26 protein-coding genes and 2 tRNA genes are annotated in these 25,752 nt (G+C 34.1%); 13 read left to right on the top strand and 15 right to left on the bottom strand.

The genetic code is table 11. The features are described 5' to 3' along the window. Positions 1-2: 2 nt before the first annotated feature. Complete coding sequence (tatC, locus tag H603_RS0101660) at positions 3-809, bottom strand: twin-arginine translocase subunit TatC (RefSeq protein WP_026706952.1); 807 nt, start codon at positions 807-809, stop codon at positions 3-5. Continuing rightward, positions 809-1,774, bottom strand: coding sequence for a KpsF/GutQ family sugar-phosphate isomerase (locus H603_RS0101655; RefSeq protein WP_026706951.1), 966 nt, complete (start codon positions 1,772-1,774; stop codon positions 809-811). The genes tatC and H603_RS0101655 overlap by 1 nt, the downstream gene beginning before the upstream one ends. Before the next feature lie 83 nt (positions 1,775-1,857). Here H603_RS0101655 and H603_RS0101650 point away from each other — a divergent pair, with 83 nt between their 5' ends. The 4 genes from H603_RS0101650 (at position 1,858) to H603_RS0101635 (ending at position 6,666) form a co-directional block, all read left to right on the top strand. Next, positions 1,858-4,053: an ATP-dependent DNA helicase RecQ gene (locus tag H603_RS0101650; protein ID WP_026706950.1), complete on the top strand. Its 2,196-nt coding sequence runs from the start codon at positions 1,858-1,860 to the stop codon at positions 4,051-4,053. 69 nt (positions 4,054-4,122) lie between these two features. Continuing rightward, entirely contained in the window at positions 4,123-4,827 is a 705-nt protein-coding gene (locus H603_RS0101645; RefSeq protein WP_026706949.1) for a TIGR04283 family arsenosugar biosynthesis glycosyltransferase, read from the top strand. Further along, complete coding sequence (locus H603_RS0101640; RefSeq protein ID WP_035675126.1) at positions 4,817-5,605, top strand: SDR family NAD(P)-dependent oxidoreductase; 789 nt, start codon at positions 4,817-4,819, stop codon at positions 5,603-5,605. Before H603_RS0101645 ends, H603_RS0101640 begins: the two co-directional genes overlap by 11 nt. A gap of 32 nt (positions 5,606-5,637) precedes the next feature. Beyond that, complete coding sequence (locus H603_RS0101635) at positions 5,638-6,666, top strand: VOC family protein (RefSeq protein ID WP_026706947.1); 1,029 nt, start codon at positions 5,638-5,640, stop codon at positions 6,664-6,666. Positions 6,667-6,668: 2 nt separating this feature from the next. Here the strand turns inward: H603_RS0101635 and H603_RS17005 are convergent, their stop codons facing one another. The 3 genes from H603_RS17005 to H603_RS0101620 all read right to left on the bottom strand — a co-directional run bounded on the left by H603_RS17005 (position 6,669) and on the right by H603_RS0101620 (position 8,835). Further along, a complete protein-coding gene (locus tag H603_RS17005; RefSeq protein ID WP_026706946.1) occupies positions 6,669-7,625 on the bottom strand; it encodes a 1-acyl-sn-glycerol-3-phosphate acyltransferase in 957 nt (318 codons plus the stop codon). Between the two features lie 46 nt (positions 7,626-7,671). Continuing rightward, complete coding sequence (locus tag H603_RS0101625) at positions 7,672-8,424, bottom strand: DUF547 domain-containing protein (RefSeq protein ID WP_026706945.1); 753 nt, start codon at positions 8,422-8,424, stop codon at positions 7,672-7,674. Between the two features lie 168 nt (positions 8,425-8,592). Beyond that, positions 8,593-8,835 carry a hypothetical protein gene (locus tag H603_RS0101620; protein ID WP_026706944.1) on the bottom strand — a complete coding sequence of 81 codons (243 nt, stop codon included), beginning with the start codon at positions 8,833-8,835 and terminating at the stop codon, positions 8,593-8,595. A gap of 172 nt (positions 8,836-9,007) precedes the next feature. Between H603_RS0101620 and H603_RS0101615 the strand changes: the two genes are divergently transcribed. Further along, positions 9,008-10,573, top strand: coding sequence for an NAD(P)/FAD-dependent oxidoreductase (locus tag H603_RS0101615; protein ID WP_026706943.1), 1,566 nt, complete (start codon positions 9,008-9,010; stop codon positions 10,571-10,573). A gap of 31 nt (positions 10,574-10,604) precedes the next feature. On the opposite strand, the gene H603_RS0101610 is transcribed toward H603_RS0101615, so the two are convergent. Further along, the gene (locus H603_RS0101610; RefSeq protein ID WP_026706942.1) at positions 10,605-11,561 is read right to left on the bottom strand and encodes a quinone oxidoreductase family protein; all 957 of its coding nucleotides are present in this window, start codon (positions 11,559-11,561) and stop codon (positions 10,605-10,607) included. Positions 11,562-11,650: 89 nt separating this feature from the next. Further along, the gene (locus H603_RS0101605) at positions 11,651-12,115 is read right to left on the bottom strand and encodes a GNAT family N-acetyltransferase (protein WP_026706941.1); all 465 of its coding nucleotides are present in this window, start codon (positions 12,113-12,115) and stop codon (positions 11,651-11,653) included. Positions 12,116-12,284: 169 nt separating this feature from the next. Here H603_RS0101605 and idi point away from each other — a divergent pair, with 169 nt between their 5' ends. From idi to H603_RS0101570, 7 genes are all read left to right on the top strand, one after another. Beyond that, entirely contained in the window at positions 12,285-12,812 is a 528-nt protein-coding gene (gene idi, locus H603_RS0101600) for an isopentenyl-diphosphate Delta-isomerase (RefSeq protein ID WP_026706940.1), read from the top strand. 71 nt (positions 12,813-12,883) lie between these two features. Further along, positions 12,884-13,294 carry a 6-pyruvoyl trahydropterin synthase family protein gene (locus H603_RS0101595; RefSeq protein ID WP_026706939.1) on the top strand — a complete coding sequence of 137 codons (411 nt, stop codon included), beginning with the start codon at positions 12,884-12,886 and terminating at the stop codon, positions 13,292-13,294. After that, positions 13,294-13,752 carry a peroxiredoxin gene (locus H603_RS0101590; RefSeq protein WP_026706938.1) on the top strand — a complete coding sequence of 153 codons (459 nt, stop codon included), beginning with the start codon at positions 13,294-13,296 and terminating at the stop codon, positions 13,750-13,752. Before H603_RS0101595 ends, H603_RS0101590 begins: the two co-directional genes overlap by 1 nt. Positions 13,753-13,772: 20 nt before the next feature. Next, positions 13,773-14,741: a type I phosphomannose isomerase catalytic subunit gene (locus tag H603_RS0101585; RefSeq protein WP_026706937.1), complete on the top strand. Its 969-nt coding sequence runs from the start codon at positions 13,773-13,775 to the stop codon at positions 14,739-14,741. Positions 14,742-14,796: 55 nt separating this feature from the next. Beyond that, positions 14,797-15,063 (top strand): hypothetical protein, encoded by a 267-nt coding sequence (locus tag H603_RS0101580; RefSeq protein WP_026706936.1) that lies wholly within the window; start codon positions 14,797-14,799, stop codon positions 15,061-15,063. Between the two features lie 78 nt (positions 15,064-15,141). Then, positions 15,142-15,215: transfer RNA gene (locus tag H603_RS0101575), tRNA-Thr, on the top strand. 150 nt (positions 15,216-15,365) lie between these two features. Next, a tRNA-Thr gene (locus H603_RS0101570) sits at positions 15,366-15,439 on the top strand. 106 nt (positions 15,440-15,545) lie between these two features. Here the strand turns inward: H603_RS0101570 and H603_RS0101565 are convergent. The 7 genes from H603_RS0101565 to H603_RS0101530 form a co-directional block, all read right to left on the bottom strand. Further along, complete coding sequence (locus H603_RS0101565) at positions 15,546-16,253, bottom strand: DUF4369 domain-containing protein (protein WP_026706935.1); 708 nt, start codon at positions 16,251-16,253, stop codon at positions 15,546-15,548. 148 nt (positions 16,254-16,401) lie between these two features. After that, the gene (locus H603_RS0101560) at positions 16,402-18,249 is read right to left on the bottom strand and encodes a M61 family metallopeptidase (RefSeq protein WP_026706934.1); all 1,848 of its coding nucleotides are present in this window, start codon (positions 18,247-18,249) and stop codon (positions 16,402-16,404) included. A 112-nt stretch (positions 18,250-18,361) separates the two neighbouring features. Then, the gene (locus H603_RS0101555) at positions 18,362-18,640 is read right to left on the bottom strand and encodes a DUF2805 domain-containing protein (RefSeq protein ID WP_026706933.1); all 279 of its coding nucleotides are present in this window, start codon (positions 18,638-18,640) and stop codon (positions 18,362-18,364) included. A 354-nt stretch (positions 18,641-18,994) separates the two neighbouring features. Then, positions 18,995-19,348: a DoxX family protein gene (locus H603_RS0101545; RefSeq protein ID WP_026706932.1), complete on the bottom strand. Its 354-nt coding sequence runs from the start codon at positions 19,346-19,348 to the stop codon at positions 18,995-18,997. A gap of 54 nt (positions 19,349-19,402) precedes the next feature. Further along, on the bottom strand, positions 19,403-20,323 hold the full coding sequence (locus H603_RS0101540) for an EamA family transporter (protein WP_026706931.1): 921 nt from the start codon (positions 20,321-20,323) through the stop codon (positions 19,403-19,405). Between the two features lie 67 nt (positions 20,324-20,390). After that, the gene (locus H603_RS0101535; RefSeq protein ID WP_026706930.1) at positions 20,391-21,557 is read right to left on the bottom strand and encodes a DUF1501 domain-containing protein; all 1,167 of its coding nucleotides are present in this window, start codon (positions 21,555-21,557) and stop codon (positions 20,391-20,393) included. A 24-nt stretch (positions 21,558-21,581) separates the two neighbouring features. Then, positions 21,582-22,955, bottom strand: a complete 1,374-nt coding sequence (locus H603_RS0101530; protein WP_026706929.1) for a DUF1800 domain-containing protein — start codon at positions 22,953-22,955, stop codon at positions 21,582-21,584. Positions 22,956-23,098: 143 nt separating this feature from the next. Here H603_RS0101530 and H603_RS0101525 point away from each other — a divergent pair, with 143 nt between their 5' ends. Continuing rightward, entirely contained in the window at positions 23,099-25,213 is a 2,115-nt protein-coding gene (locus tag H603_RS0101525; protein WP_026706928.1) for a TonB-dependent receptor domain-containing protein, read from the top strand. A gap of 95 nt (positions 25,214-25,308) precedes the next feature. On the opposite strand, the gene H603_RS0101520 is transcribed toward H603_RS0101525, so the two are convergent. After that, the gene (locus H603_RS0101520; protein ID WP_026706927.1) at positions 25,309-25,698 is read right to left on the bottom strand and encodes a DUF2721 domain-containing protein; all 390 of its coding nucleotides are present in this window, start codon (positions 25,696-25,698) and stop codon (positions 25,309-25,311) included. Positions 25,699-25,752 lie beyond the last annotated feature (54 nt).

Raw genomic sequence — 25,752 nt, 5'->3', positions numbered from 1 at the left:
CTTTATTCTTTTTCTTTTTTATGAACAAATACTGATATAAAAATACTTGCTTCATAGATTAATAACATTGGTATTGCAACAATAGTCTGGCTTACCACATCTGGAGGTGTTACGATGGCGGCAATAACTAGGACTAATACAATTGCATATTTTCTATATTTTCTTAAAAAGCTAGGCGTTACTAACCCTAATTTAGTCAAGAAATAAATAATTATTGGTAATTCAAAAAATAGTCCGCTCGCTAGAACTGAGGTCTTTACCATTCCAATATAGGAGTCTAGTGTAAATTGATTTAAAACTACAGAACTCACTGTAAAAGTTGCCACAAAGTTAACCGACATAGGGATAACCACAAAGTAACCAAAGAGCACACCTATAAAGAAGAGTAATGAAGAAAAGAAAATAAAAACTTTGGCATTTTTCTTTTCATTCGAATATAATGCTGGACTAATAAATTTCCAAACTTCCCACAGTATATAGGGGAAACTCAAGATAAATCCAGCCAACATACAAATCCATATAAAGGTGTTTACCTGTCCTTCCATCTCCGTGTTCTGGATGATGAATGGCATTTCGGTGATGCAAATCGTTTCTGCAATTCCTAATGAATGCGACAATTCACAAAAATAAACATAAGTAAAAAACGTTGGTCTTGTAGGTCCAAAAATGATTACATCAAATAGATAATCACTTATAAAATAAGTAAAAAAGGCCATGATAATAATGGCAATCGTACTTCTCACTAATAACCATCTTAAATCTTCTAGATGATCTAAAAACGACATTTCGTTTTGGTTTTTCTTTGCCATTATACTATTCCTTCTTTTAAAATGTCGTGTAAATGTAACACTCCTTTGTATTCGTTTTTTTCTACTACAATCAATTGTGTGATAGAAAAATCTTCCAATGTATTTAGAGCATCTGTAACCATATCTGTTGCTTGAATCAACTTAGGATTTTTAGTCATGATGTCACTGGCAACTAAATCTTTGAATTGATCTCTTTCGCTAAGCATTCTTCTAATGTCACCATCAGTAATAATACCTATAACAGCATCATTTTCGACAACTGCGGTTACACCTAGACGTTTTTCTGAAATCTCAAAAATCACTTGTTGGATTGATGCATCCGGAGCAACCATTGGTTTTAAAGTATGCTCTAACATGTCTTTTACACGTAGCAATAATTTTTTGCCTAATGCACCACCTGGATGATAAACGGCAAAATCTTCGGGTTTAAAATCTCTCATTTCCATCAAGCAAACGGCCAGGGCATCACCCATTACTAATTGGGCAGTTGTACTACTTGTAGGAGCTAGATTTATTGGGCAAGCTTCTTTGTCAACTGTAGTATTCAAAACGTATTTTGCGCCTTTTGCTAAAAACGAAGTCATGTTTCCTGTAATTGCAATTAAAATGTTTCCAAAACGAGTTAATAACGGAACCAAAACTTTAATCTCGGGACTGTTTCCACTTTTCGAAATGCAAATGATCACATCGTCTTTTTGCAACATTCCTAAATCGCCATGAATGGCTTCTGCTGCGTGCAAAAATAGAGAAGGTGTTCCTGTTGAGTTGAAAGTAGCGACCATTTTTTGCGCGATAATGGCACTTTTTCCAATCCCTGTTACCACTAATCTGCCTTTAGAATTATAGATTGCTTGAGCTGCATTTGAAAAATTATCATCTAAAAAGCTGGTGAGTTTTATAATCGACTCACTTTCAGTCATGATGGTTTTTTTGGCTAGGGCCAATATATTTTCGTTTGATATCAAAACAGAATGTTTAAAATTTGTAAGTGTAAAAGAAAGTAGTATCTTTATAATGCAAATTTATACAAAATACCATATAATAAAGAATGAATTCAAACGAAATTAATATCCATACGGAATTAAAGAAATATTTTGGCTTTAGCCAATTTAAGGGGCTGCAGGAACAAGTCATCAAAAGTTTGCTTAACAAAGAAAATACTTTTGTTATCATGCCTACTGGAGGTGGAAAATCACTGTGCTATCAGTTACCCGCTTTGATACAAGAAGGAACCGCAATTGTCGTTTCGCCTCTAATCGCTTTAATGAAAAACCAAGTTGATGCTATTCGAAGTTTGTCTTCAGAACATGGTATCGCACACGTCCTAAATTCTTCTCTTACAAAAACAGAAATTACACAGGTTAAAAAGGATATTACATCTGGATTAACGAAGCTGCTTTATGTAGCACCCGAGTCATTGACTAAAGAGGAAAACGTTAACTTTTTAAAAGGAGTTAAAATTTCGTTTGTAGCAATTGATGAGGCGCATTGTATCTCTGAATGGGGACATGATTTTAGGCCTGAATATCGAAATCTAAAAAATATTATAAAACAGTTGGGTGATATTCCTATCATCGGACTTACGGCTACGGCTACTCCAAAAGTGCAAGAAGATATTCTTAAAAACTTGGATATGGCTGGTGCCAAAACTTTCAAAGCGTCGTTCAACCGACCAAATTTGTATTATGAAGTGCGCACTAAGACAAAAAATATCGAGTCGGATATTATTCGTTTTATAAGACAACATAAAGGAAAGTCAGGAATTATTTATTGCTTGAGCCGTAAAAAAGTAGAAGCCATTGCCGAAGTTTTACAAGTAAACGGAATTAGCGCTGTTCCTTACCATGCTGGTTTAGATGCAAAAACGAGAGCAAAACACCAAGACATGTTTCTTATGGAAGATGTTGATGTTGTAGTCGCTACGATTGCTTTTGGTATGGGAATTGACAAGCCAGATGTTCGTTTCGTAATACACCATGATATTCCTAAATCACTTGAAAGTTATTACCAAGAAACCGGTCGCGCGGGTCGTGATGGTGGTGAAGGGCATTGTCTAGCATATTACTCATACAAAGATGTTGAAAAGCTAGAGAAATTCATGTCAGGGAAACCTGTTGCCGAACAAGAGATTGGCTTTGCATTGCTACAAGAAGTAGTGGCTTATGCCGAAACATCGATGTCAAGAAGAAAGTTCTTACTTCATTATTTTGGTGAAGAATTTGACAGCGAGAACGGAGATGGTGCTGATATGGATGATAATGTTCGAAATCCGAAAACTAAGATAGAAGCGCAAGAGCAGGTGGTGAAATTATTAGAGGTAGTACGCGATACAAAGCACCTTTATAAATCCAAAGAGATTGTTTTTACGTTAATAGGTCGTGTAAACGCAGTTATTAAAGCACATCGTACAGATGTTCAACCTTTTTTTGGATCAGGGATTTCCTTTGATGAGAAATATTGGATGGCTTTATTAAGACAAGTTCTGGTTGCTGGTTTTTTGACAAAAGATATTGAAACTTATGGAATCGTAAAGATTACTGATAAAGGGCTTGATTTTATAAAAAAACCATCTTCATTTTTAATGTCTGAGGATCATGAGTATAATGAGACTGTTGACGAAGCAATTGTTAGCGCATCAAAAGTGACTTTAGCGATTGATACTGTTTTAATGAATATGCTGAAAGATTTGCGTAAAAAAGTAGCCAAGAAAATTGGTGTGCCGCCATTCGTAGTTTTTCAAGATCCATCATTAGAAGACATGGCTTTAAAATATCCAATCTCATTAAATGAATTGATTAATATTCATGGAGTAGGAGAGGGTAAAGCAAAGAAATACGGAGCTGATTTTGTAGAGTTAATCAATAGATATGTAAACGAAAATGAAATTGTTAGATCGGAAGATTTAGTAGTGAAGTCGACGGGAACGAATTCGGCTAATAAGCTTTATATTATACAAAACATTGACCGCAAATTGTCATTAGATGATATCGCTAAAGCGAAAGGCTTGACAATGGACTTGTTAATTAAAGAAATGGAACAAATTGTCTACTCAGGAACTAAATTAAATATTAAGTATTGGGTTGATGATATGCTTGATGAAGATCAGCAAGAAGAAATCTATGATTATTTCATGGAATCTGAATCAGATAAAATTGAAGGCGCTCTCAAAGAATTTGAAGGCGATTATGATATCGACGAACTGCGACTGATGCGAATAAAATTTATTAGCGAAGTAGCTAATTAGAAGTATAAATTAAAAGAGAAGTTACTACAACTTCTCTTTTTTGTATTTAAAAATATAGAATAATTACAAATGTATTTGAGTATTATTATCCCTACTTACAACGAGCTAAGTACAATCGCTACTATTATTAATCATTTGCAAAAATGTTTAGTTGGAAAACAATATGAAATTATTGTTTCTGATGGTGGAAGTACAGATGAAACACTTGCAATTGCAAAAAAAATGGGAGTAAAAACAGTTCTCTCAGATGTAAAGGGGAGATCTGGACAAATGAATTTTGGTGTGAAACATGCCAGTGGTGATGTTTTCTATTTTGTTCATGCAGATAGTTTGCCAGTTGTTACTTTTTTCGAAGATATAAATCAAGCAATCGCTAATGATTATAACTGCGGAAGTTTTAGAACAAAATTTGATAATGCGATGTTGCTTCTTAAATGCAATGCTTTCTTCACTCGATTCAACTACTTGTTTTTTCGCGGAGGCGATCAAAGTATTTTTATTACTCGAAAATTATGGCAGCAGGTCGGTGAGTATAAAGAGTCGATGCTTATAATGGAAGATTATGATTTCTTGGCTAGAATTTGGCAAAAAGGAAAGTTTAAATTAATCCCTAAAGCGACAATTGTATCAGCAAGAAAATATGAAGAAAATACTTGGTTGACGGTGCAATTAGCCAACTTAAAAATTGTAAAAATGTATAAAAAAGGGGCTTCGCAACAGGAAATGTTATCGAAGTATAAAGAACTTTTAAGCTATAGAAAAAATGCATTTTAAAAATAAAGTTGTTTGGATTACCGGCGCCTCCTCAGGAATTGGTAAAGAATTAGCACTGCAATTAGCACAACAAGGAGCGATATTAATCTTAACTGGAACAAATGTTGCAGCTTTAACTACCTTAAAAGGCGAGTTGAAAAATACGCGTTCTCACATTTTAAATTACAATTTATTAGATATTGATGGTATTCCTAATTTGGTTGATCAAGCTATATTGTTCGAAGGTCATATAGATTATGTAATTCAAAGTGCAGGTCAAAGTCAGCGAGCAATGGCAGAGGAAACGGATATATTTGTGTACAAAAAATTAATGGATTTAAATTTCTTTGCTCCTGTTGCAATAATCCAATCTTTACTGCCGCATTTTAAAAAACAAGGTCAAGGTAATATTTGTGTAATTAGTAGTATTGCTGGATTAATAGGTTTTCCTTTACGTTCAGGTTATGCCGCGTCAAAACATGCTATAAAAGGATATTTGGAAACTTTACAATGTGAATTTTTTAAAACCAATATCCATGTTTCTATCGTATATCCTGGTAGAATAAATACCAATATTTCAAAAAACGCCTTAGCAGGTAACGGTCAGCAATTTGGGAACACAGATGAAAATAGCGATGCAGGAATGTCTGTTTCAGTTTGCTGTAATAAAATAATTTCAGGTTTGAAAAAAAATCAAAAAGCTATTTATATTCTAAAGGCAGAACGTCTTTTATTTTGGTTTTGGTGGTTTATTCCCAGTTTATATTACAAGATAGCGCATGCAAAAGGCGTTAGATAAAATCAGTTCAATTTTAAATAAAAGGAATAAGCATGCATCAGTATTTATCAGGAGTTCAACAAATCGGAATTGGAGTAAAAAATGCCGAAGCGGCAATGCACACCTACAAACATTTGTTTGGTATGGACGTGCTAATTTTTGATGACGACGCGAGTGCTAATTTAATGACGCAGTACACAGGTGGAGATATTTATAAGCGCAGAGCGATTTTAACCATGAATCTACAAGGTGGCGGTGGCTTAGAATTGTGGCAGTTTTTAGATCGAAAACCTGCTGATTGTAATATTGTGCAGTTAGGTGATTTAGGTATTTATGCAGCGATTATTAAGTCGGTTAATTTACAGCAATCTTATCAAAGATTATCACAAATCAACGAAATTCAGGTTTCAGATATAGTTGTATCTGAATTGACTGGTAATTATTTTTGGGTTACCGATTCGAATAAAAATACTTTTAAAATTATCTCTTCAAACGATTGGTTCCAAACAGGAAATCATGATATGGGAGGTATTGTAGGTAGTGTTATCGGAGTTTCAAATATAGAAAAAGCACTTCATTTTTATCAAGAAGTTTTAGGAATTGATTTGGTTCTATATGATACAGAAAGTACAGAGAATGGTCAGTTAGTTCGAAAGCTAGGAATTAGTAAAAAGGCAACAGGCAAAGGAGCTTTTAATAAATTGCTAGGAGATGTAGTTATAGAATTAGTTCAGGTAAAAAATAGGGTTCCTATAAAGATTTATCAAGACCGTTTTTGGGGCGACTGTGGTTTCATTCATCTTTGTTTTGATGTTTTGAACATGGAAGCTTTAAAAAGACATGCTGTGAATAAAGGTACTGATTTTTCGGTCGATAGTAGTAATTCTTTTGCTATGGATCACGCTTCGGGAAGGTTTTGTTATATTGAAGATCCAGACGGAACATTAATCGAATTAGTAGAAACGCATAAAGTGCCTATTTTGAAAAAAATTGGTTGGTATCTAGATCTTCGAAAAAGAAATATAGAGAAGCCTTTACCTAATTGGATGATTAAAATGTTAGCAATAAGTAAAGTAAAGTAAGTTTATCTTCTATACTGACTATAACAGTATGCAGTCAATGGGAATGTAAAAAATGTTATTATTGCAGCCACATAACCCGCAATAAATCCCATCACAATTGCTATTGTTAGTACAATAACAGGATAAAAAATTAATAATAAACCAAAAAGAACCGAGTCATAAAAAACGGTATTTTTGGTTTTTTTTTGCGCCATTTTTTTAAAGTAGTGGTAAATAGACGCATTCAAAAGGTATCCTAATAAAGCAGGAGCTGCTAAAGCAACTTTTTGAGCATGAGACTTTTTTTCATAGAATAAAGCATTCATGTCTTCGTCTTTTTCGGCAATTTGTAGATGATCTGAGATTCCTTCCTTTAATTTAGTATTAAAGCTATTGTAAAAAAAGCTGTCTTGTTCTAGCGTGAGTACACTTGCGTTGAACTCCTGATTAAAGTTGATTAATATTTTTTTAGGGTTTGTTAAAAATGAAGAGTAGTTTAAATTTGTAGGTTGGATTTGTAAATTCTCTATGCCTGCATTCAAAGCTAGTAGAGCAAGTCGTGCTGTGCCTTTTCGCAACGGTCGTAATTTCCATTCGTTGATGCACAAACCTTCTGAGAAAATCAAGATTGTTTCATTCTGTTTGAATAATGAAATACAGGTTGTAAACGTATCATCATTTTTAATCAAATTGCTCTTTCCTTCGCTCAAGCGGTAAATAGGAATCAGTTGTAATGCATTTAGAAATTTAGCAACAATAGGCTTTTTGAAAGCGTCTCCTCGTGCTAAAAAATAGATGGGTTTGGGATAATTGATGGCAATAACAATAGCATCAAAAAACGAATTAGGGTGATTTGATGCTATTATTTTTGGTGCCGTATAAGATGTAGCTTCGTCAAAGTGAACAACAGTTTTACTACAGTAAATCTTCAGCGCTAACTTTGCGCCAATTTTAAAAAAATGATAAACTGCTTTACTCATGTATCTCTTTGATAAGGTAGGTTTCGATTAAGTGGCTTTATACTGATTAACTGAAATTAGTGATATCAAGAGTCCAGTCATAATCAGCATAATCGATATCTGGTTTTACATTTTCAGGAATGATATTGAATTTTTTACAAATTTCTCTAACGCCTTTTTTGTTTCCAAAATCTCCTCTAAACCAACTCATCAATGGCGTTACAGTTAAAGTATTACTCTCTTTAACGTATTTAGATTTGTCTTTTAAATAAGCTTCTGCTGATTTGTCAAGTTGCTTGTCAATATTTTTTGCATCATAAACTCCTACTGGCGGACAACTTTTTGCGCCACAGTTTAGAGCAAAATGAATACGATAATCCACGTCGTCAACTCTAAATTTTCTTTCTAGTTTAGAAGGAAATAATTTGTGTAATTTTCCCAAGCTCAACTTAATGCTAGACCTTCTTAAAAAATCGTGTTCGATAACATCTAAACTCACTTTGTTCCCTGCAATAACGAATTGTTCTGACTTGAAAAAAGCATTACGGTCTTCATATTGTTTTGGGTTTTTTCTCAAAGAAACAATCACAAAACTGTTGTAGGTGTTTATGAAAAACGCTTTCCTTTCGTCGTCTGATTTCAATTGTTTTAAAAGTTCGTCTTCGTTAGCATTTGCTATCAAATCTACATAAGAGTGCGTCTTGCCATCTTTTGACTTAACTGATTCAATTAATTGTTTAGATATAGCGACATAGTCTTTTTGTTGCGCAAATCCCATTTGCACAAAAACTAATAATAATAGGAGGAATAATTTTTTCATAATAAAATGTTTGTTTTATGTAATGTACGTAATTAACGAGAATTAGTTTTTTAGTTTAGCCGGTATCGACCAAATTTAACAAGACATTAATATTTACTGTACAAGCGTTGAGACGCTTGAAAAATGAGCAATCAAAACCGTTAACGAATCTTTCGAATTAGAAGATAACTATACGCCAGTGTAAATTTCGGCGCGATGTGGTTTTAAATTATCTCTTACCGAAATCATGTGTTCATCAGTCACCACCATAAAAGCAATGGCGTGCATTTCTGACTTTTCCTGAAAACCGGTGATATTAAGCGAAATATTTTCTGCAGAGATGTATTCTTTAAGGTGAATTTCGTGGTGTTCGGCTGTTTTTAAAGCAGCGGGTCCTCTAAAATCCCATATCATTTTTATTTGTCGAGACATATTTTTAATTTTTTAATACGGTTCAAAGTTACAAAGTCTAACGGCAATTTTAAGCGATAAAGGATTATTTGAAACGGATTCGCTTTTGCGCAAGCAGAATTCAGTTCAAAATAGTATTTTTGCAAGCTGACTTTACTCATTATAAGTTGGCTCAATTTTTTACACTAAACAAATGCCTCAAGAATTACTAATACAAGTTACACCAGAAACTGCAGCAAACGAATCATTGTTAAAAGATCACGTTGGGAAATTATTAAAAGTAGCCAACAGTGAGATTCAACATATAACAATTTTAAAACGATCTATTGATGCGCGTCAAAAAGCCATCAAAATCAATTTAAAATTGACGGTTTATATGCAGGGAGATGTATTTCAAGAACAACAAATACAGCTTCCAGATTATCCTAATGTTGCTAATGAGCAAGAGGTAATCGTGGTAGGTGCTGGGCCTGCTGGTTTATTTGCAGCATTGCAGTTAATTGAATTAGGCTTGAAGCCAATTGTAGTTGAACGCGGAAAAGATGTACGAGGAAGACGTCGCGACTTGAAAGCAATTAATAGAGATCATCTAGTAAATGAGGATTCAAATTATTGTTTTGGAGAAGGTGGAGCAGGAACTTATTCTGATGGAAAGCTATACACGAGATCTAAAAAACGTGGTGATGTTACTCGAATATTAGAGTTGTTAGTGGCTTATGGTGCTACACCAGATATTCTAGTGGATGCGCATCCTCACATTGGTACCAACAAATTACCACAAATCATTCAAGACATTAGAGATAAGATTATTGAATGTGGTGGTCAAGTTTTATTTGAAACTAGAGTCACTGATATTTTAGTAAAACAGAATGAAATACAAGGGATTGTTACTCAAACTGGGCAGACAATCACAGCTAATAAATTGATATTAGCGACAGGTCACTCAGCAAGAGACATCTATGAGATGTTAGATCGAAAAAAGATATTCATCGAGGCAAAACCTTTTGCACTAGGTGTGCGTGCAGAGCATCCGCAGTCCTTAATTGACAGTATTCAATACAGTTGCGATTATCGTGGCGAACTATTGCCACCGGCACCTTATAGTATTGTAAAGCAAGTTGGCGGTCGCGGAATGTATTCGTTTTGTATGTGTCCAGGAGGTGTAATCGCTCCTTGTGCAACAAGTCCTGGAGAGGTGGTTACCAATGGTTGGTCGCCGTCAAAAAGGGATCAAGTGACAGCAAACTCCGGAATTGTAATCGAATTGAAATTAGAAGATTTTAAGCCCTATGCTAAATTTGGTGCTCTTGCAGGTTTAGAATTTCAAAAAAGTATCGAACAAAAAGCATGGCATCTTGCGGGAGAAAGTCAAAAAGTTCCCGCTCAAAAAATGATTGATTTTACAAAGAGCAAAGTTTCTTCAGAAATTCCTAAAACCTCGTACGTTCCAGGAACGACATCAGTGGAATTGGGACAGGTTTTTCCAGGTTTTCTAACACAAATACTGCGTGAAGGATTTACTGAATTTGGAAAATCAATGAAAGGCTATCTAACAAACGAAGCTATTTTACACGCACCAGAATCAAGAACATCTTCTCCAGTGCGTATCCCTAGAGACGCAATTACCTATGAGCACTTACAAATTAAAGGATTGTATCCTTGTGGTGAGGGTGCAGGTTATGCTGGTGGAATTATATCAGCGGCAATTGATGGAGAAAAATGTGCTTTAATGATTGGTGCAATTTTGAATAAGAAGTAAAATTAAATTTTAGGTCGAAAGCGTACTGGGACTAAGGTATTAATATGATTTTTCCAGTACTGTTTCGGCTTTCTAAGTAGTCGTGTGCCTTTCTACCTTTGGATAACTTGAATGAAGTGGCTGGACGTATTTTAATTTGTCCGGAATTGATCCAGTCAAACAATTGGTTTGCTTTGTTAATCCTTTCTTCCTTAGAGTTGAGGTAACTCCACAAATCGCAACCGGTGAGCGTTTTGGAACTGTCCATCAGCATTCTTGGGTTTATAAAATCAGGATCACCACCTGACATTCCAAAAAAGACCACTTGACCGCAATCTTTTGTGATTTCGAAACTATCACTTAATGTACTCCCTACGGAGTCGTAAGCAACATCGACGCCTTGTGGACATAAAGTAAGTACTTTTTTCCTCCAATCCTCGTCGTATAAAAAAACATTGTCTGCGCCGTTTGATAAGGCAAATTCGGCTTTTTCTTTTGTTGAAGTTAGTCCAATAACGGTTGCTCCAAGCAGTTTACTTATTTGAATTAATAACTGACCAACACCACCAGCGGCAGCGTGCACCAATACAGTTTCTCCAGCAATAGTTTTGTGGCTATTTGTAGCTAAGTAGGTAGCGGTCAATCCTTGTAATAAAACTGAAGCGGCAGTCTCAAAACTAATTTCGTCAGTAAGAGGAATCACTTTTTCTATAGGAACTGCTACTAATTCTGCATTAGCTAGAGGTACATCCGCAAAAGCAATTCGGTCACCCACAGTATAAGAAGTATTATTAGAATTTATTACAATACCAGCTCCTTCATATCCCGCGATGAACGGCGGTACTCCAGTCAAATAATAGTTGCCTTTCCTTCTATAAATATCTCCAAAATTTAAACCAATGGCTTTCATTTCGACCAAGATCTCATTTTCTTTAAGGACAGGATCGGCGATAGTAGCGTATTTAAGAACTTTTGAAGAACCAAATTCAGAAAAAGTAAGTGCTTTCATTTTAATAACTATTTAAAAGTGCAAAGTAACTACATTTAAAAAGTATAAAGTGAAACGCTAATCATAACTTTATGATAAATTAAATGCCGTCAGTCCGCGTCATACCTCATGTTAATCAAATGTTTCTTGAATCCAGCTTTCGCGTAAGCGTTAATGGCAATCGTATTTTCACTATACACATCAAGTCTAATTTCGTTTACATTTTCATTCTTGCACCAATTAATTAAATGTTTTATAATTGCTGCATTAACACCTTTGCCTCTAAATTTAGGAAGAGTGTACATAAAGCCCAGATAGCCATATTTAGAATATTTTAAGTAAGGTTTTGCTTTTTCTATTCTAGCATACCCTGATCCTACTATATTATTATCACCGATAGCGACAACCACGACTACATCTTGTGACTGAATCATTTTTTCAATATCATAATAGCTAACTTTTTCAGATTTTAAAGTGCTGTCAAAAGGGCGTTCGGCTTCAATAATACCTTGCTCGAATGTAAGCAGGATGTCTAAGTCGGTTTTTACAGCTTTTCGAATAAAAATTTCAGGCATGTTTTGCAGTGTTTTTGCGGTATTAAAAGTAAAGATAAGCAAATAACCTTGAGCTAATTGTAGCTTAATTTTTGATTGAATATAAATAGCCTTTAACAATTCGAAACAGAACGTTAAAGCCCTCCTTTATTATATATCTTTTTGTATTTTTGTTTGGCTAAAAATAATTATGATAGAAGAGAACGTAATACTAGTAAACGAAAAAGACGAGCAGATTGGGCTGATGCCTAAGTTAGAAGCACATGAAAAAGCAGTGCTGCATCGCGCATTTTCTGTTTTTATTTTAAACAGTAAAAATGAGATGATGTTGCAGCAAAGAGCGCATCATAAATACCATTCTCCCTTACTCTGGACAAATACTTGTTGTAGTCATCAACGCGAAGGCGAGACAAATATAGGTGCTGGAACAAGAAGGCTATACGAGGAAATGGGTTTTACAGCTGAGCTTAAAGAGCTTTTTCATTTTATTTACAAAGCACCATTTGATAATGGATTAACAGAGCATGAGTTAGATCACGTGATGATAGGTTATTATAATGAGGAACCTGTGATTAATCCTGATGAGGTAGAAGCGTGGAAATGGATGAGTATCGAAGCGGTACAACAAGACATGCAAGAATTTCCAGAGCAATATACAGTATGGTTTAAAATTATTTTTGACGAATTCTATCATTATTTAGAAGACCATAAATTATAATAGCATTTTATTTAATTGTGGATTAGGGATTTTTATTCGAATAGAAATCTGAAATAACAAAATCAAAATTTATGAGAGTTACTATAAGTAGGAAAGCACATTTTAACGCGGCGCACCGTTTGTATCGAAAAGATTGGTCATTTGAAAAAAATGATGCAATTTTTGGTAAATGTAACAATCCTAATTTTCACGGTCACAACTATGATTTGACGGTGAGCGTAACTGGTGCCATTGATCCAGAAACAGGTTTTGTAATGGATGTAAAGTTTTTAGCAGATATAATCAAAGAAGAGATTGAAGATCAATTTGATCATAAAAATTTGAATGTTGATGTAGCTGAATTTAAAGATTTGAATCCAACGGCAGAAAACATCGCAGTTGTGATTTGGAATAAAATTCGCAAAAGAATTGAAACTTCTTTTGATATTGAAGTAATTCTATATGAGACAGCAAGAAATTTTGTAACCTATAGAGGAGAATAATGGCTTTAAAAGTAGGGGATAAGGTACCGCATTTTATTTCAACAGATTTGAATGGAAATATATTTGACAGTGCAAATCATATTGAGAAAAAGATAGTTGTGCTCTATTTTTACCCAAAAGACAATACTGCTATTTGTACAACGCAAGCTTGCAGTTTTAGAGATAGTTATCAAGAATTTGTAGATTTAGGAGCCGAGGTTATAGGTGTGAGTGCAGATGATGCTGTTTCACATGGCGCTTTTGCAGATAAATACAAGTTGCCATTCAATTTAATATCTGATCAAGATGGCACCGTAAAAAATGTTTTTGGTTTTCAAAAATCATTATTTGGATTGTTGCCAGCGCGAATAACGTATGTTATAAATAGGCAAGGGGTGATAACGATGATTTTTAATAATTTATTAGGAGCGCAGCACATCGTACGCGCGCTTGAAGAAGTAAAAAAATTACAATTGTAATGTAAAGAAATAGTTTAATTATGAGCGCAAAAATATACCCGTTACAGTTTAATCCTATTCTAAAAGATAGAATTTGGGGAGGAGAAAAATTGAAAACTGTTTTAAATAAACCTATTGTTTCTTCTATTACTGGAGAAAGCTGGGAGTTGTCTACTGTTGCTGGTGATGTAAGTGTAGTTTCTAATGGAGATTTAAAAGGACAAACATTAACACAGCTTATTGAAGATAATCCCAATGGTATTTTAGGAACTGAGGTGCACGAGAAGTTTGGAACACAGTTTCCATTATTGTTTAAGTACTTAGATGCTCGTGAAGATTTATCTATTCAGGTTCATCCTAATGATACTTTAGCTAAGGAGCGTCATAATTCTTTTGGAAAGACAGAAATGTGGTACGTGATGCAGGCAGATCCTAAATCGAATATTATTGTAGGGTTTAAAGAAGACTCTTCTCAAGAAGAATATTTAGAGCATTTAAACAATAATAGCTTGCTTTCTATCTTAGATACAGTTGAGGTTAAAAAAGGCCATGCTTATTTTCTAGAAACTGGAACTGTTCACGCTATTGGTGCGGGATTATTAATTGCCGAGATTCAGCAAACCTCTGATATCACGTATCGTTTGTATGATTTTGATCGAAAAGATGCTCAAGGTAATAAAAGAGAATTGCATGTAGACTTAGCACTTGAGGCTATTAATTATAAGAAATTTGATACTAGAAAGCCCTACTTAGAAGAGGAAAACCAATCTAATTCAATTGTTAACTGTCCCTATTTTACCACTAACTTTATTCCTTTGACAGAAAAGATGAAAGTTAGCAAAACTGGAAATAGCTTTACAGTCTATATGTGTATTGACGGAGCCTTTGAATTAGAGTATGATAAAACCATTTATAGCTATAAACAAGGAGATACAGTTTTGATTCCTGCCGCTATGGATTATTACATTGTCACTGGAAAAGCTTCTATTTTAGAAATATACATTTCATAGTTAGTAATAGAAAGATTATATGTACTTTTGCAGACGCAAATTAAAATTAAAAAAAATGGCAAACATTAAGAATTTAAAGAAAGACATCAACTACGTATTAGGAGATATTATTGAAGCGGTTTACTTATTTGAAATTTCTACAACTGGGAAACCAACTACAGAAACTAATAATTTAATTGATGAAGCTATCGCTGCTTTTGATGTTTTGATCACAAAAGTGAACGCTAAAAATGTTGAAAACAAAAAAGCGCACTTCAAACAAATCAATGTTGAATTGGAACAAACTGCAAATCAATTGATTGCTAAAATCAACGAATTGTAGTCAAAAAAAACGATAAAAAATAGCAGATTTATTTTGGAAAACACGAATTCATCTGTATATTTGCACCCGTAATGAGACGCCAGCGTAGCTCAGTTGGCTAGAGCAGCTGATTTGTAATCAGCAGGTCGTGGGTTCGAGTCCCTCCGCCGGCTCATCGCAAAACCACCTAATCTATTAGGTGGTTTTTTTATTTTAAAAAGCTAAATATCTTAAAAATAAGCAGTTGAAAAAAAGTTGAATTTTATTGTAAATTTTATTTGTAATATTGAAATTCATCTGTATATTTGCACTCGAAATGAGACGCCAGCGTAGCTCAGTTGGCTAGAGCAGCTGATTTGTAATCAGCAGGTCGTGGGTTCGAGTCCCTCCGCCGGCTCATCGTAAAACCATCTAACTTTTGTTAGGTGGTTTTTTTTTGCATACAAAAAAGGCCCTGTAATTAAATACAAGGCCTTTTTTATATTCTAGATTGTAAAGTGCGATTATTGCTTTTTGATATCGTTCACATATGATGTTAGCTTCTTTCCGTAGAGTGATTGCGCTACCTTAGGAGTCATTGATTTTTGAATAGTATCTAAATACTTTAGATTAATATCATAGATCTCAGCTAACGCAATATAAGGTGCTATTTCATGATCTTTATTATTGATTGCAAAGTTAGTAGCAAACAAATATTTTCGTTTGATATTAGACTCCTGTTTTTTAGTCAAACTATCTATCGCGGCTTCTTTCTTATATTTAATGGCTTTGAATTTTTTTGCAATTAAATCTAAATTTTCCTCATTGAATTTCGAATTGATTTTTGAATACTCTTCTAATAATTCTTGATTTTTAGATCCTGTAATTTTAGCATCCATTAAATAAGAATCTAAAGTTGTTTCTATCGTCATTTTACCAGGTTCGGCAAAAAAAGCGATATTATTATCTTTTGAGTTGCTCACTCCTCTATCTAGGAATAAATATAACATCTCAGGTGATTTCAAGTCTAGTTCTGCTTCAAAGGTAGATTTACCGTCAATAACGATTGTATCAATTGCTACGAGAGCGGTATCAACAATACGTTGAATGTACAAAGTTCCTTTCTTTAATCCTTTTATGTTCCCTGTTATGTACAAGTCGGCATTTGATTCGGTTTTGTTGCAGGATGCTACTATTAATAAGCTAGCAAGTGCAAGAATTGATTTTTTCATTGGTTATAATTTTGGTGCAAAATAAAGAAAATAGTTGGAAAGTAGATAGCGCATGTTCATGTTATTTAGTATAAAAATACCCCCAAATAGTGTCTAACTTTTTGGGGGCATTATCAAAATAGAATGCTGTTTTTAAAACTTGCTATAATTAGTTTTTTAACCAAGCATTTTTCAAGCTGCTTTTGCTAGGGTCATTAACTTCTAAAACCTCTTGCTCCTCGTATGGGAAAGCTACTTTACCAGTTAAAGTTTGCTCTTTACTATCTCTTTTAATTTTTACAGTTACTGCGTCACCTTCTTTCCAGGTAGTACTTTCTGTAATCATTTCGTAAATGTTTACAAGTGAGTATGGTTTGTTGTTTATCGCAAGAATCGTATCACCACCTCTTAAATCTAATGCTGTAAAAAACGGATTCAATTCAATTTCAGGAAGGACCATGATTTCTTTGGTTTCTGGATTAACAGTGATGTAGGGAACTTGACCTTTTAAAAATATATTTCCAGGAACTTTTTGGTTTGACAAACCTACACCTACTTTTCCTAAAAATTCACTGTAAGGAATTGGAGTAGTACCTGCTACATATTTTTCTAAGAACGCGCCTACTTCAGGGTAAGTCAAACTTGTAATTTTTGCAAACAAATCTTTGTCGTCAAATGGTTTTGTTACTCCGTACTCTGCCGCTAATTTGCGCATTAAGTCAAGAATACCTTTTTCGCCATTGCTTTTCTCTCTAATGATTAAATCAATACACATTCCTATCAAAGAACCTTTTTGATAAACATTAATGTATTGCGTTTTGTATGGTTCTGTTAATACATTTGAACTCATCTTAGTAAATGACATGGTATCGTTCATGTTATTAGCGCGCTCGATTTGTTTTGACAAACGGTCGTAAAAGTCGGCTTCGTCTATAAGACCTTGATTGATTTGGAATAAATTAGAAAAATACTCTGTTACTCCTTCGTACATCCATAAATGTTCTGACATTTTTGGTGTGTTGTAATCAAAAAACTGAATCTCTTTAGAGTGAATTGTAAGTGGTGTCATAATGTGAAAGAATTCGTGAGAAACGACATCTTTCATAGATTTAACTAGTTCTTCTTTTGGCATCATTTCTGGCAACACCACTGTGGTAGCTGTAGGATGTTCTAATGCTCCAAAACCTTTTGCATCGTCTTCTTTCATCGTCGATAGATAAAGTAAAACGCTGTATTTTTTAGTTGAGTTTGTTTTGCCTAAAAATGTTTTTTGAGCTGTCATCATTGTTTTCATTTCTGGCGTAATGCTTTCTGCAGTTACAGCTCCTGAAGGAGAATAAACGCTTATCAAGATTTCCATTCCATCAACCGTGAAAGTAGTGTAATCTGGTTTGGCATACATGATTGGATTTTCTACTAGTTCAGCATAGCGTGGAGTAGTAAAAACATCATTTGTAGCTGTTGTATCACTATCGATCATAGATGTTGCTCCCCATAATGTTTCAGGGTGCGCAATACTTACCGTATAAGGGACATCTTTTTTACTGTCAAAGTATCCTACAAAACCATGCATGTTTAACATGAAGTTTTTATTAGCATCAATATTAGTTCCTGCAGGAGAAAAAATCTCGTGAGTTCCTTCGATGTCGTAGGTGTCATTTACAGAGTAGCTAATATTAGATAACTCTTTGGCATTTTGAATGGTCCAAGAATTGTCGTCACTTTTAACTACAGTAAGTTCAGCGCCTTTTGCATTAAATGCCTTAAAATTCTCAATGTACTTTCCGTAATCATCGATAGAGTAAGTTCCTGGAATTATTTTTGGAATATTATAAGTAACTTGATTTGTTTTAAATCTTGGCGTTACTATAGCGACCTGTACTTTGTCATTAGTGACATTGTTTAAATCTATTGCTACGCTAACTTCCTCCTTAACTTCGGCATTTACGGCTGTGCTGGTTGACTTACAACCCATTAATACAATTGCAGCAGAAAGTGCAAATACTATTTTTTTCATTTATTGTGATTTTATTGATAAGTCGATCGTAGTGAAGATCTGTTACAAAAAAGGTGTTACTTTTTTGTATAAAAAAAAGACACGCTTTGCAGAGTGTCTTTTAGAAATTTGATTAATCAAATTTGTTTTTTATATAATATTTACCATCCAAATCTTCATCAAAATCATCGATTTTAATTGGCTTTGGTTTTGGTTTATTGGAACTAGCTTTCTTTTTCCACATTTCAAATTTTTCAGCGGGCAGCTTTTTCTTCATTATCTCCAAAACTTCTTTTTCAGCGAGGCCAAATTCTTTTTTTATAATTTCAAAAGGATTTTTCTCTTCTAATGCTAATGCTACAAGTTTTTCTGTTTGCTCCCAGTTCAGTTCTTTGCGGTTACTCTTTTTCATCATGTGAAAATTAATTCAAATAGGTTTTAATGATTAATATAATTGATTCTAAATTAGATACCAATATTAATAAAAATAATTTTTACTTCGCAGGAAAACGCTATCTTTTTTTTAAATTAGAATGATAATTAATATTGAGCGATTAAGAAGCGGTCATTTATGTTTGATATTGGTACACATCTACTTACAATCAAATAACTTTTACAACATATTCAAAATGGTTTAAAATCAGTAGGGGTACCTGATATTTATATTGATAACAAGACTTTCAAGACTCGAATTTTGTATAATATAGAAAATCCCTTTGTTCAATTGCGTTGAACAAAGGGATTTTTAAAATTTGTGATTTGCTATTTATGTGTATTGGTAAGCCCAATAAATTAATACTAACTGCAAAGGCATGCGCAGTAGTAAAACCCACTTAGGTAAGCCCATTCGTACTTTAGGATTACTGTACATATAAATGTGTGTTGGGAAGACGGCAATTAATAACCCTATAATTCCCCATGCTGCGTAAACTGAAAGCATTGGAATGACGAGTCCTATACCTAAAATTATTTCTGCAATGCCACTAATTACATTCAGCAATTTAGGGTTGCTAAAATAATCAGGGATAATTTTTTGATACATTCTCGGACTCCTAAAATGATTTAGACCTGCTATGAAGTATATAAAAGCCATCAAATATAAATGCCAGGGAAAAGTCATATTGTTTTAGATTAAAAATAGCTCCTAATGTACTCTTTTTTTAGGCAAAAAGAACTAAACTATTTGCTTGCGCTTAAAGTTCAAGTTCATAATCACAATGGCAATGATGATTAATAAGATTCCCATCCATTGTGTTGCGATAACTTCTTCGCCTAATAATACAAAGGCCATCATTACAGAAATAGGTAACTCTAAAGCAGATACAATACTACCCAATCCAATTCCTGTTAAAGGAAATCCTGCATTCATTAACATTGGTGGAATTATAGTTCCAAAAAGAGCCATGATAATTCCCCACTTATAAAAAATGTCATAATTGAATGGCGTTGTTTGCGTCGCTATTGAGAAACCAAAAACGATCACCGCTCCACCTAATAGCATATACAAACTACGTTGTGCCGAAGAAATCTCGGTAGCTACGCGATTTGCTGTAAACATAGTGGTTGTAAATGATCCTGCTGCAAACATTCCCCACATGATTCCGTGCCAATCTAACTGAATTTCGTTTTTTAGAAGATTTGTAGCAAGTACAGTACCTATTAATACGATAATTACCGATATGACTTTTTGCTTAGAAGGTAGTTTTTTCTCTAATATCATTTCGAGAATTACTCCCATCCATACGGTTTGCATTAGTAAAACGATTCCTATTGAAACCGGAATGTAACGCACAGCTAAATAATAAAATACGCTGGTCATTCCTAATGAAGTTCCGGCTAACATTAACTGAAAAATATTACGCGAGCTCGCTTTTTTTACGTTGTTCTTGTTCTTATTTTTTTGGAATAAATTAATTAATAGAATCCCAATGATTCCTAAGATAAACTGTGATGAGGTAACCTCAGCAGTGGTATATGGATTTCCTGTAATTCCTGTATCTCCGTAAGCAAGCTTCACAAAAGTGGCTAGCATACCGTAACTTGTAGCGCCTAGACCTACTAGAAAAACCCCTTTTAAAACTGTATTATTTGACATTGTTAAATTTTTAGAGGGGCAAAGATACGCTTTCATCTCTAAGCTTACTTTAACAGTATGATTATTTTTAAAATAAGTCGGTTACTAGTGGGTTTTTAATGCCAATTTTTACGGGGTCAAAATTTAATTTATCTTCTAATAAGGTCGCATACACACTTCTAAAATCGACTTGATGTTTCAAATCCCCTTGTTGTAAATCAGACAAATTAGGATTACTGCCCACAACATTTCCTTTATTGCTTCCGCCAATTATAAACATGGGCGCCGCTGTACCGTGATCTGTACCATTTCCGTTATCATGGACGCGTCTTCCAAATTCAGAAAATACTACCACAGTAACATTCTGCAAAAGTTTAGCATTTTTCATATCGGTGTAAAAACTAAATAGGGCATCATTTAATTCAGATAGTTTTCCTTTGTGTAGCGCTAGCTGGTTGTCATGGGTGTCAAAACCATTTAAGGAAGTGTAATATACTTTCGAATTTAAATTTCCTTTAATTAAGCGACCTATCCATGACATGTTTTCCCCTAGTCCTGTTTTAGGATACGAATTTTCATCTGTAGCATGCGTCAAAGCTTTCTGAATTTGTTCTGAACCTTCCACGGCAGAATTGGCTATTTTTCGAACAAAATCCAACTCAGGGTTCTCAGATAAAGTTGTATTCTCTTCTTTTCCATTTTTAACCTTGAATTGCTCTGGGTTTTTAATGGTAATTGCATTGGGAACATCTCCTTTAAGTGATAAATTATCAATGTTATCTATGTTCACTCCTGCGGTAGGCGTGTGCGTGGTACATTGCAAATCGAGGTAGCGACCCAGCCATCCTTCGTCAAGATATTCATTAGAATTTGAGGCAGTTTGCCAAATCTCTTGACTTCTAAAGTGGGATCTGTTAGGCTCTGGATATCCTACGTTTTGAATTACGCTCAAATCACCGTTTTGCTGCATTTGAGCAAAGCCCTTCAAAGCAGGATGAAAAGCCATTTCCTTATTTCCTGCAATTACATCCTCTTTTGAAAGGGCAATCTTAGGGCGCATTTCGTAATACAAAGGATCGAGATAGGGAATAAATGTATTTAAGCCGTCGTTTCCTCCATTCAATTGGACAAAGACCACACATTGCTCGCCTATAATTAAGTTTTCTTGTTTGCTAAATGAGAATAAAAAATCAGGTAATAATAGCGCTCCGCCAGTAAAAGTACCTGTTAATGATAAAAAATTTCTTCTGTTCATAATGTTAGGTGTTAGTAGCTATGGCTAGATTAATTGAAATTCAGGTTCTTTAATAATAGCATTGAACAGGCGCAATACTGCCTGATTTGCATTAGGGATATTAGGATCAAAGTCATGTCGCAATAAAGTCTCAAAATCTTTTTGAGATTCGGGACTTACTGTAAATAACAATCGGTTTGTTAATGCCGCAATGATGGCTTTGTTGTCTCCTTTTTCCCATTCTAGATGGATAGTTTTGGCTTTATTCATGGCTGTTTTTTCATTCATTGCCTGTCTATTAAATGCGCGACCTTGACAGTAAGCATCAGCAAGTGTGACACGTTGCAAGAAAATTTGAGTAGTTAGCCATGATTTCCCGCCTTCCCATCCCTTTACGTTAGGTTGATTGAATAAATCCATACTTTGCTGCTTCAAGAAGTTGACTATTGCATTGCTCTTAATGTTTTCAAGGTGCAACTCATTTAACAACTGTAAATTGTATTCTACAGCATTTTTTATCTTAGAGCCGGCAGTATTTTTTTCATATTCTTCGGTAAATATTTTCATTAGTAACGGTTCGAACTCAAAGTTTACTTTTCGAAAATAATCTCCATAATAAGTAATTAGTTCCTCTTTAGGATTATCATAAATAAACCATTGTAAAATCTTTCGAGTCATTCGATACGGAATGTTTTTTTGTTCGAAAATAATATCCACGAGTTCGTCTGCTTTAAAAACACCTTTTTTGCCTAGGTAAGTAATTACAGCATCATCGGTAAAAGCTTTTTTATAAGTAGCTTGGTCATCAGCTGTGGTTAATCCTGCTAATCCTTTCGCACCATTTTTAATATCTTCCTCTGTATAATTCCCAATTCCGAGCGTGAATAATTCTAGTAATTCCCGACTCAAATTTTCGTTTATTTTTCCTTTTTTATTTTGAGTGTTGTCAAGATAGCGCACCATAGCATTGCTTTTTACAATTTCCTTAGTAAGTGTTTTGTAATTTCCAAAAGCATTTTTACGCAAGATTTGATTGTGTTCAAAAACCCAATGATTTACTTTTACCTTTTGGTACGTTGCCACAAAATGATTGTGTAGCATCAAAGTCATTTTTTCTTGTAAAGGATATTCTGCAGTAATCATTTTGTCAACCCACCATTGTTTCATGGCTTCAGAGATTTGATTTTCTGCTTTTCTTGCTTTCTTTTGCTCTTCTTTTGAAATTGCTTTTAACTGTAGTCGTCTTTCTTTTAATTCTTCGGCAGTTTTAGGACTATTCGATAAAAAATTAGGGATGCTAGCGTTAAACGGAACTTTAAATGAATCCTTTAAAAATGACTGAAGACCTTTTTGATTTATTTTTTCATTCTCCTTGTTTGAAAATCCCAAACGAAGGGACCATAATGCACTTTTATTCATGTGAAGTGGTATTTGTTAGCTGGGGTACTTTGTAAGATATTTATATTTGACGAAGGTTTAATCTTCAATAGTTAAATTTTTTAGAATTAAATTGTAACAACATAGGTATAACGTTGACTTATAGGAAATCTGATATAAAAAATATGAAAAAGATTCCTTTTATTGCCTTGGTGTTTTTAGGCAGTATCACTTTTGCGACAGCGCAAACTACTCCTGAAAAACCAGTTGAGAAAACTACCGAATTAAATGAGGTAGCCATTATTAAAACCAAGAAAGCAATAGAACAAAAAGCAGATCGAACCATATTTAATTTTGCTGATCAACCTAGTTTGAATACGGGATCTGTACTTGAAGGAATTAAAAAATTACCAGGATTAATCGCCTCTGACATTGCAGGGATGATGTATCAAGGGAAACAATTAGACGTATTTATGGATGGTCGCCCCTTGAATATATCCTCTAATGAATTGAACTCGTTTCTAGAAGGAATGCCTGCAAATGCTATTGAGAAAATCGAGATAATCACGCAACCTGGAGCGGAGTTTCCTGCAACTTCTGGGGGAGCGATTTTGAATATTATCACTAATAGAAATGCCAAAAATTATTTGAGTGCTACGTATACAAATAGTAGCAGTTTTACCGATTATGATGGCTTAAGATGGAAGTTGAGTAATAGTGTTTTGCTGAATGCTAAAAATAAATACTTTGGGTGGCAATTAAATTTAGGTCAAAATTACCGAGAAAGTGCGATTTGGAATACGCTTGAGAAACAATTGAATGATGAAAACACAGTATTATCTCAAACGAATGCTGATCGTGTAGGGAGGAATAATTACATTAAATCGGCTTTGACTTTTGACATAGGAAAAGACAGATTATTGTTGAATTATGATATTACTCAAAATAACAATGACAGTTATACTACTGGTACTGGCCTTGGTTTTACTACAAATGATGCCTCGGTTAATACAGGCTTGCGCCAAGACGCCGTAGTTACCTATCAAAAGAAATTTGAAAATCCTGCTCAAAAACTAGAGTTTAAATTCAACTACAATAATAATACAAACGATTTTGAATTGACCGGAAAAGGAAATGCAGTCGCGACATTAGAAAATTCCTCTGATCAAAATTTATATAATGTAAAAGCAGATTACTCACAACCATTAAAATTTTCTGACGAAGGGAAATTAAGCTTTGGGGCATTGTATGAGGAGTTGTTATTTGAAGCTGCAAGCAAAGGAGTGACCAACTTGGATTACAAGCGAAGAACAGCAGCCTCTTATGTCGAACTACAGTCTAAATTTGATAAAATTAATTTCATACTAGGAGGTCGAGCTGAAGATTACAATATAACAGGAAATACTGATGTAGCTGAGCTTACCGCTTTCAAGCAATTTCGTTTTTTTCCAAATGCTAGTGCGCAGTACAACTTTAATAGAATGATTAATTTTAATGTGAATTATAACAAAAAAATTACATTACCAAGCACCTCCGCCTTAAATCCTAATAATACCAATTACCAAAATCCAAATATCGATTACTCAGGGAACCCAAATTTACAACCAACAATTTATAACAATTACGAAGCAAAAATTAGTGCATTTGATTACGCTTTTATCAGCTACAATATTAGTTCGGCTAAGAATCAAGTCATTAATAGAGTGAGCTTGCAGGATGATTTAGTAATTAATACTAATGAGAATTTACCCGAAATTAAAATTCATAATTTCAGTGCGGGACTGCCTATTCCTTACATGTTGTTTACAAAAGGACTTGCCGAAACAATGAAAATGAATGTCAATCCTGATACCATGAATTTTTTATATGTCTACGCTGGTTATCAGTATCATGACATACCAAACGTTGATACAAAGGGATTCTGGATGTTTAATTTTATGTCACAGTTAGTGCTACCAAAGAAAATTAAGTTTGTGGCTAACTACAATTACATTATTCCAAAGGGAAACTATTTTTACTTCATCGCTGTGAAACCTTTTAGAAACTCACTAGATTTTAGTTTTTCGAAAAAATTCTTAAAAGATCAATTAACATTATCGATCTATGCAGATGATATTTTGAATATAAACGAAAATGCATTCAACTCGTATCAAACCCCATTGTTAATCAGTAATAAGACGGATACTCGAAAATTTGGCTTTAGTTTAAATTATAAAATTCCGACTAAGAATAAACTAGCTAAGGAAACACCAAGCTTATTAAATAATGAGAAGAAAGAAGAAGGCGGACTCGTTAATTAAGAGGCTATTTTTTTAAAATATAAAAAGAGCTGTAAATTAATTTTACAGCTCTTTTTGCATTTGAAATATTTTGAGACGAAATGTTTAAATTGTTGTTACGAAATCAAATCACTTAAATGAACTTGTAATGCTTTCACCGAAATGCTGATTTCCCAGAAGGATAAAGCGAGCGAAATTAGTAAACTCAATAAGCTGACACCAAAGAAGTACAAACCAATAACTTGAAAGTCAAAAAACAAAACCAACATTGTAAACACCGATAGGAACAAACTCGCAACACCAAAAAGTTGCATATAGCGTATCAAAGTGAGTCGCAAGTTGAGGTTAGCTATCTCGATAAGAATACTCTTGTTTTCCTTCTCGTCATAGGTTTTTTTCAATCCCCGCACTATTGTGGCAATTGTCAAAAATCGATTGGTATAAGCCAACAGAATTAATGATGTAGCTGAAAATAGGAGGGCTGGCGTTTCAATGTGTAATGTCATAAACTATTTTTTGGATACAATCAAAGATAGTTTTTTCTATCAATTATTATAAAT

Source organism: Flavobacterium frigidarium DSM 17623, from assembly GCF_000425505.1.
Lineage (GTDB): Bacteria > Bacteroidota > Bacteroidia > Flavobacteriales > Flavobacteriaceae > Flavobacterium > Flavobacterium frigidarium.
The sequence above is the reverse complement of the archived record's forward strand: the minus strand, read 5'-3'. Positions and strand labels throughout refer to the sequence as shown.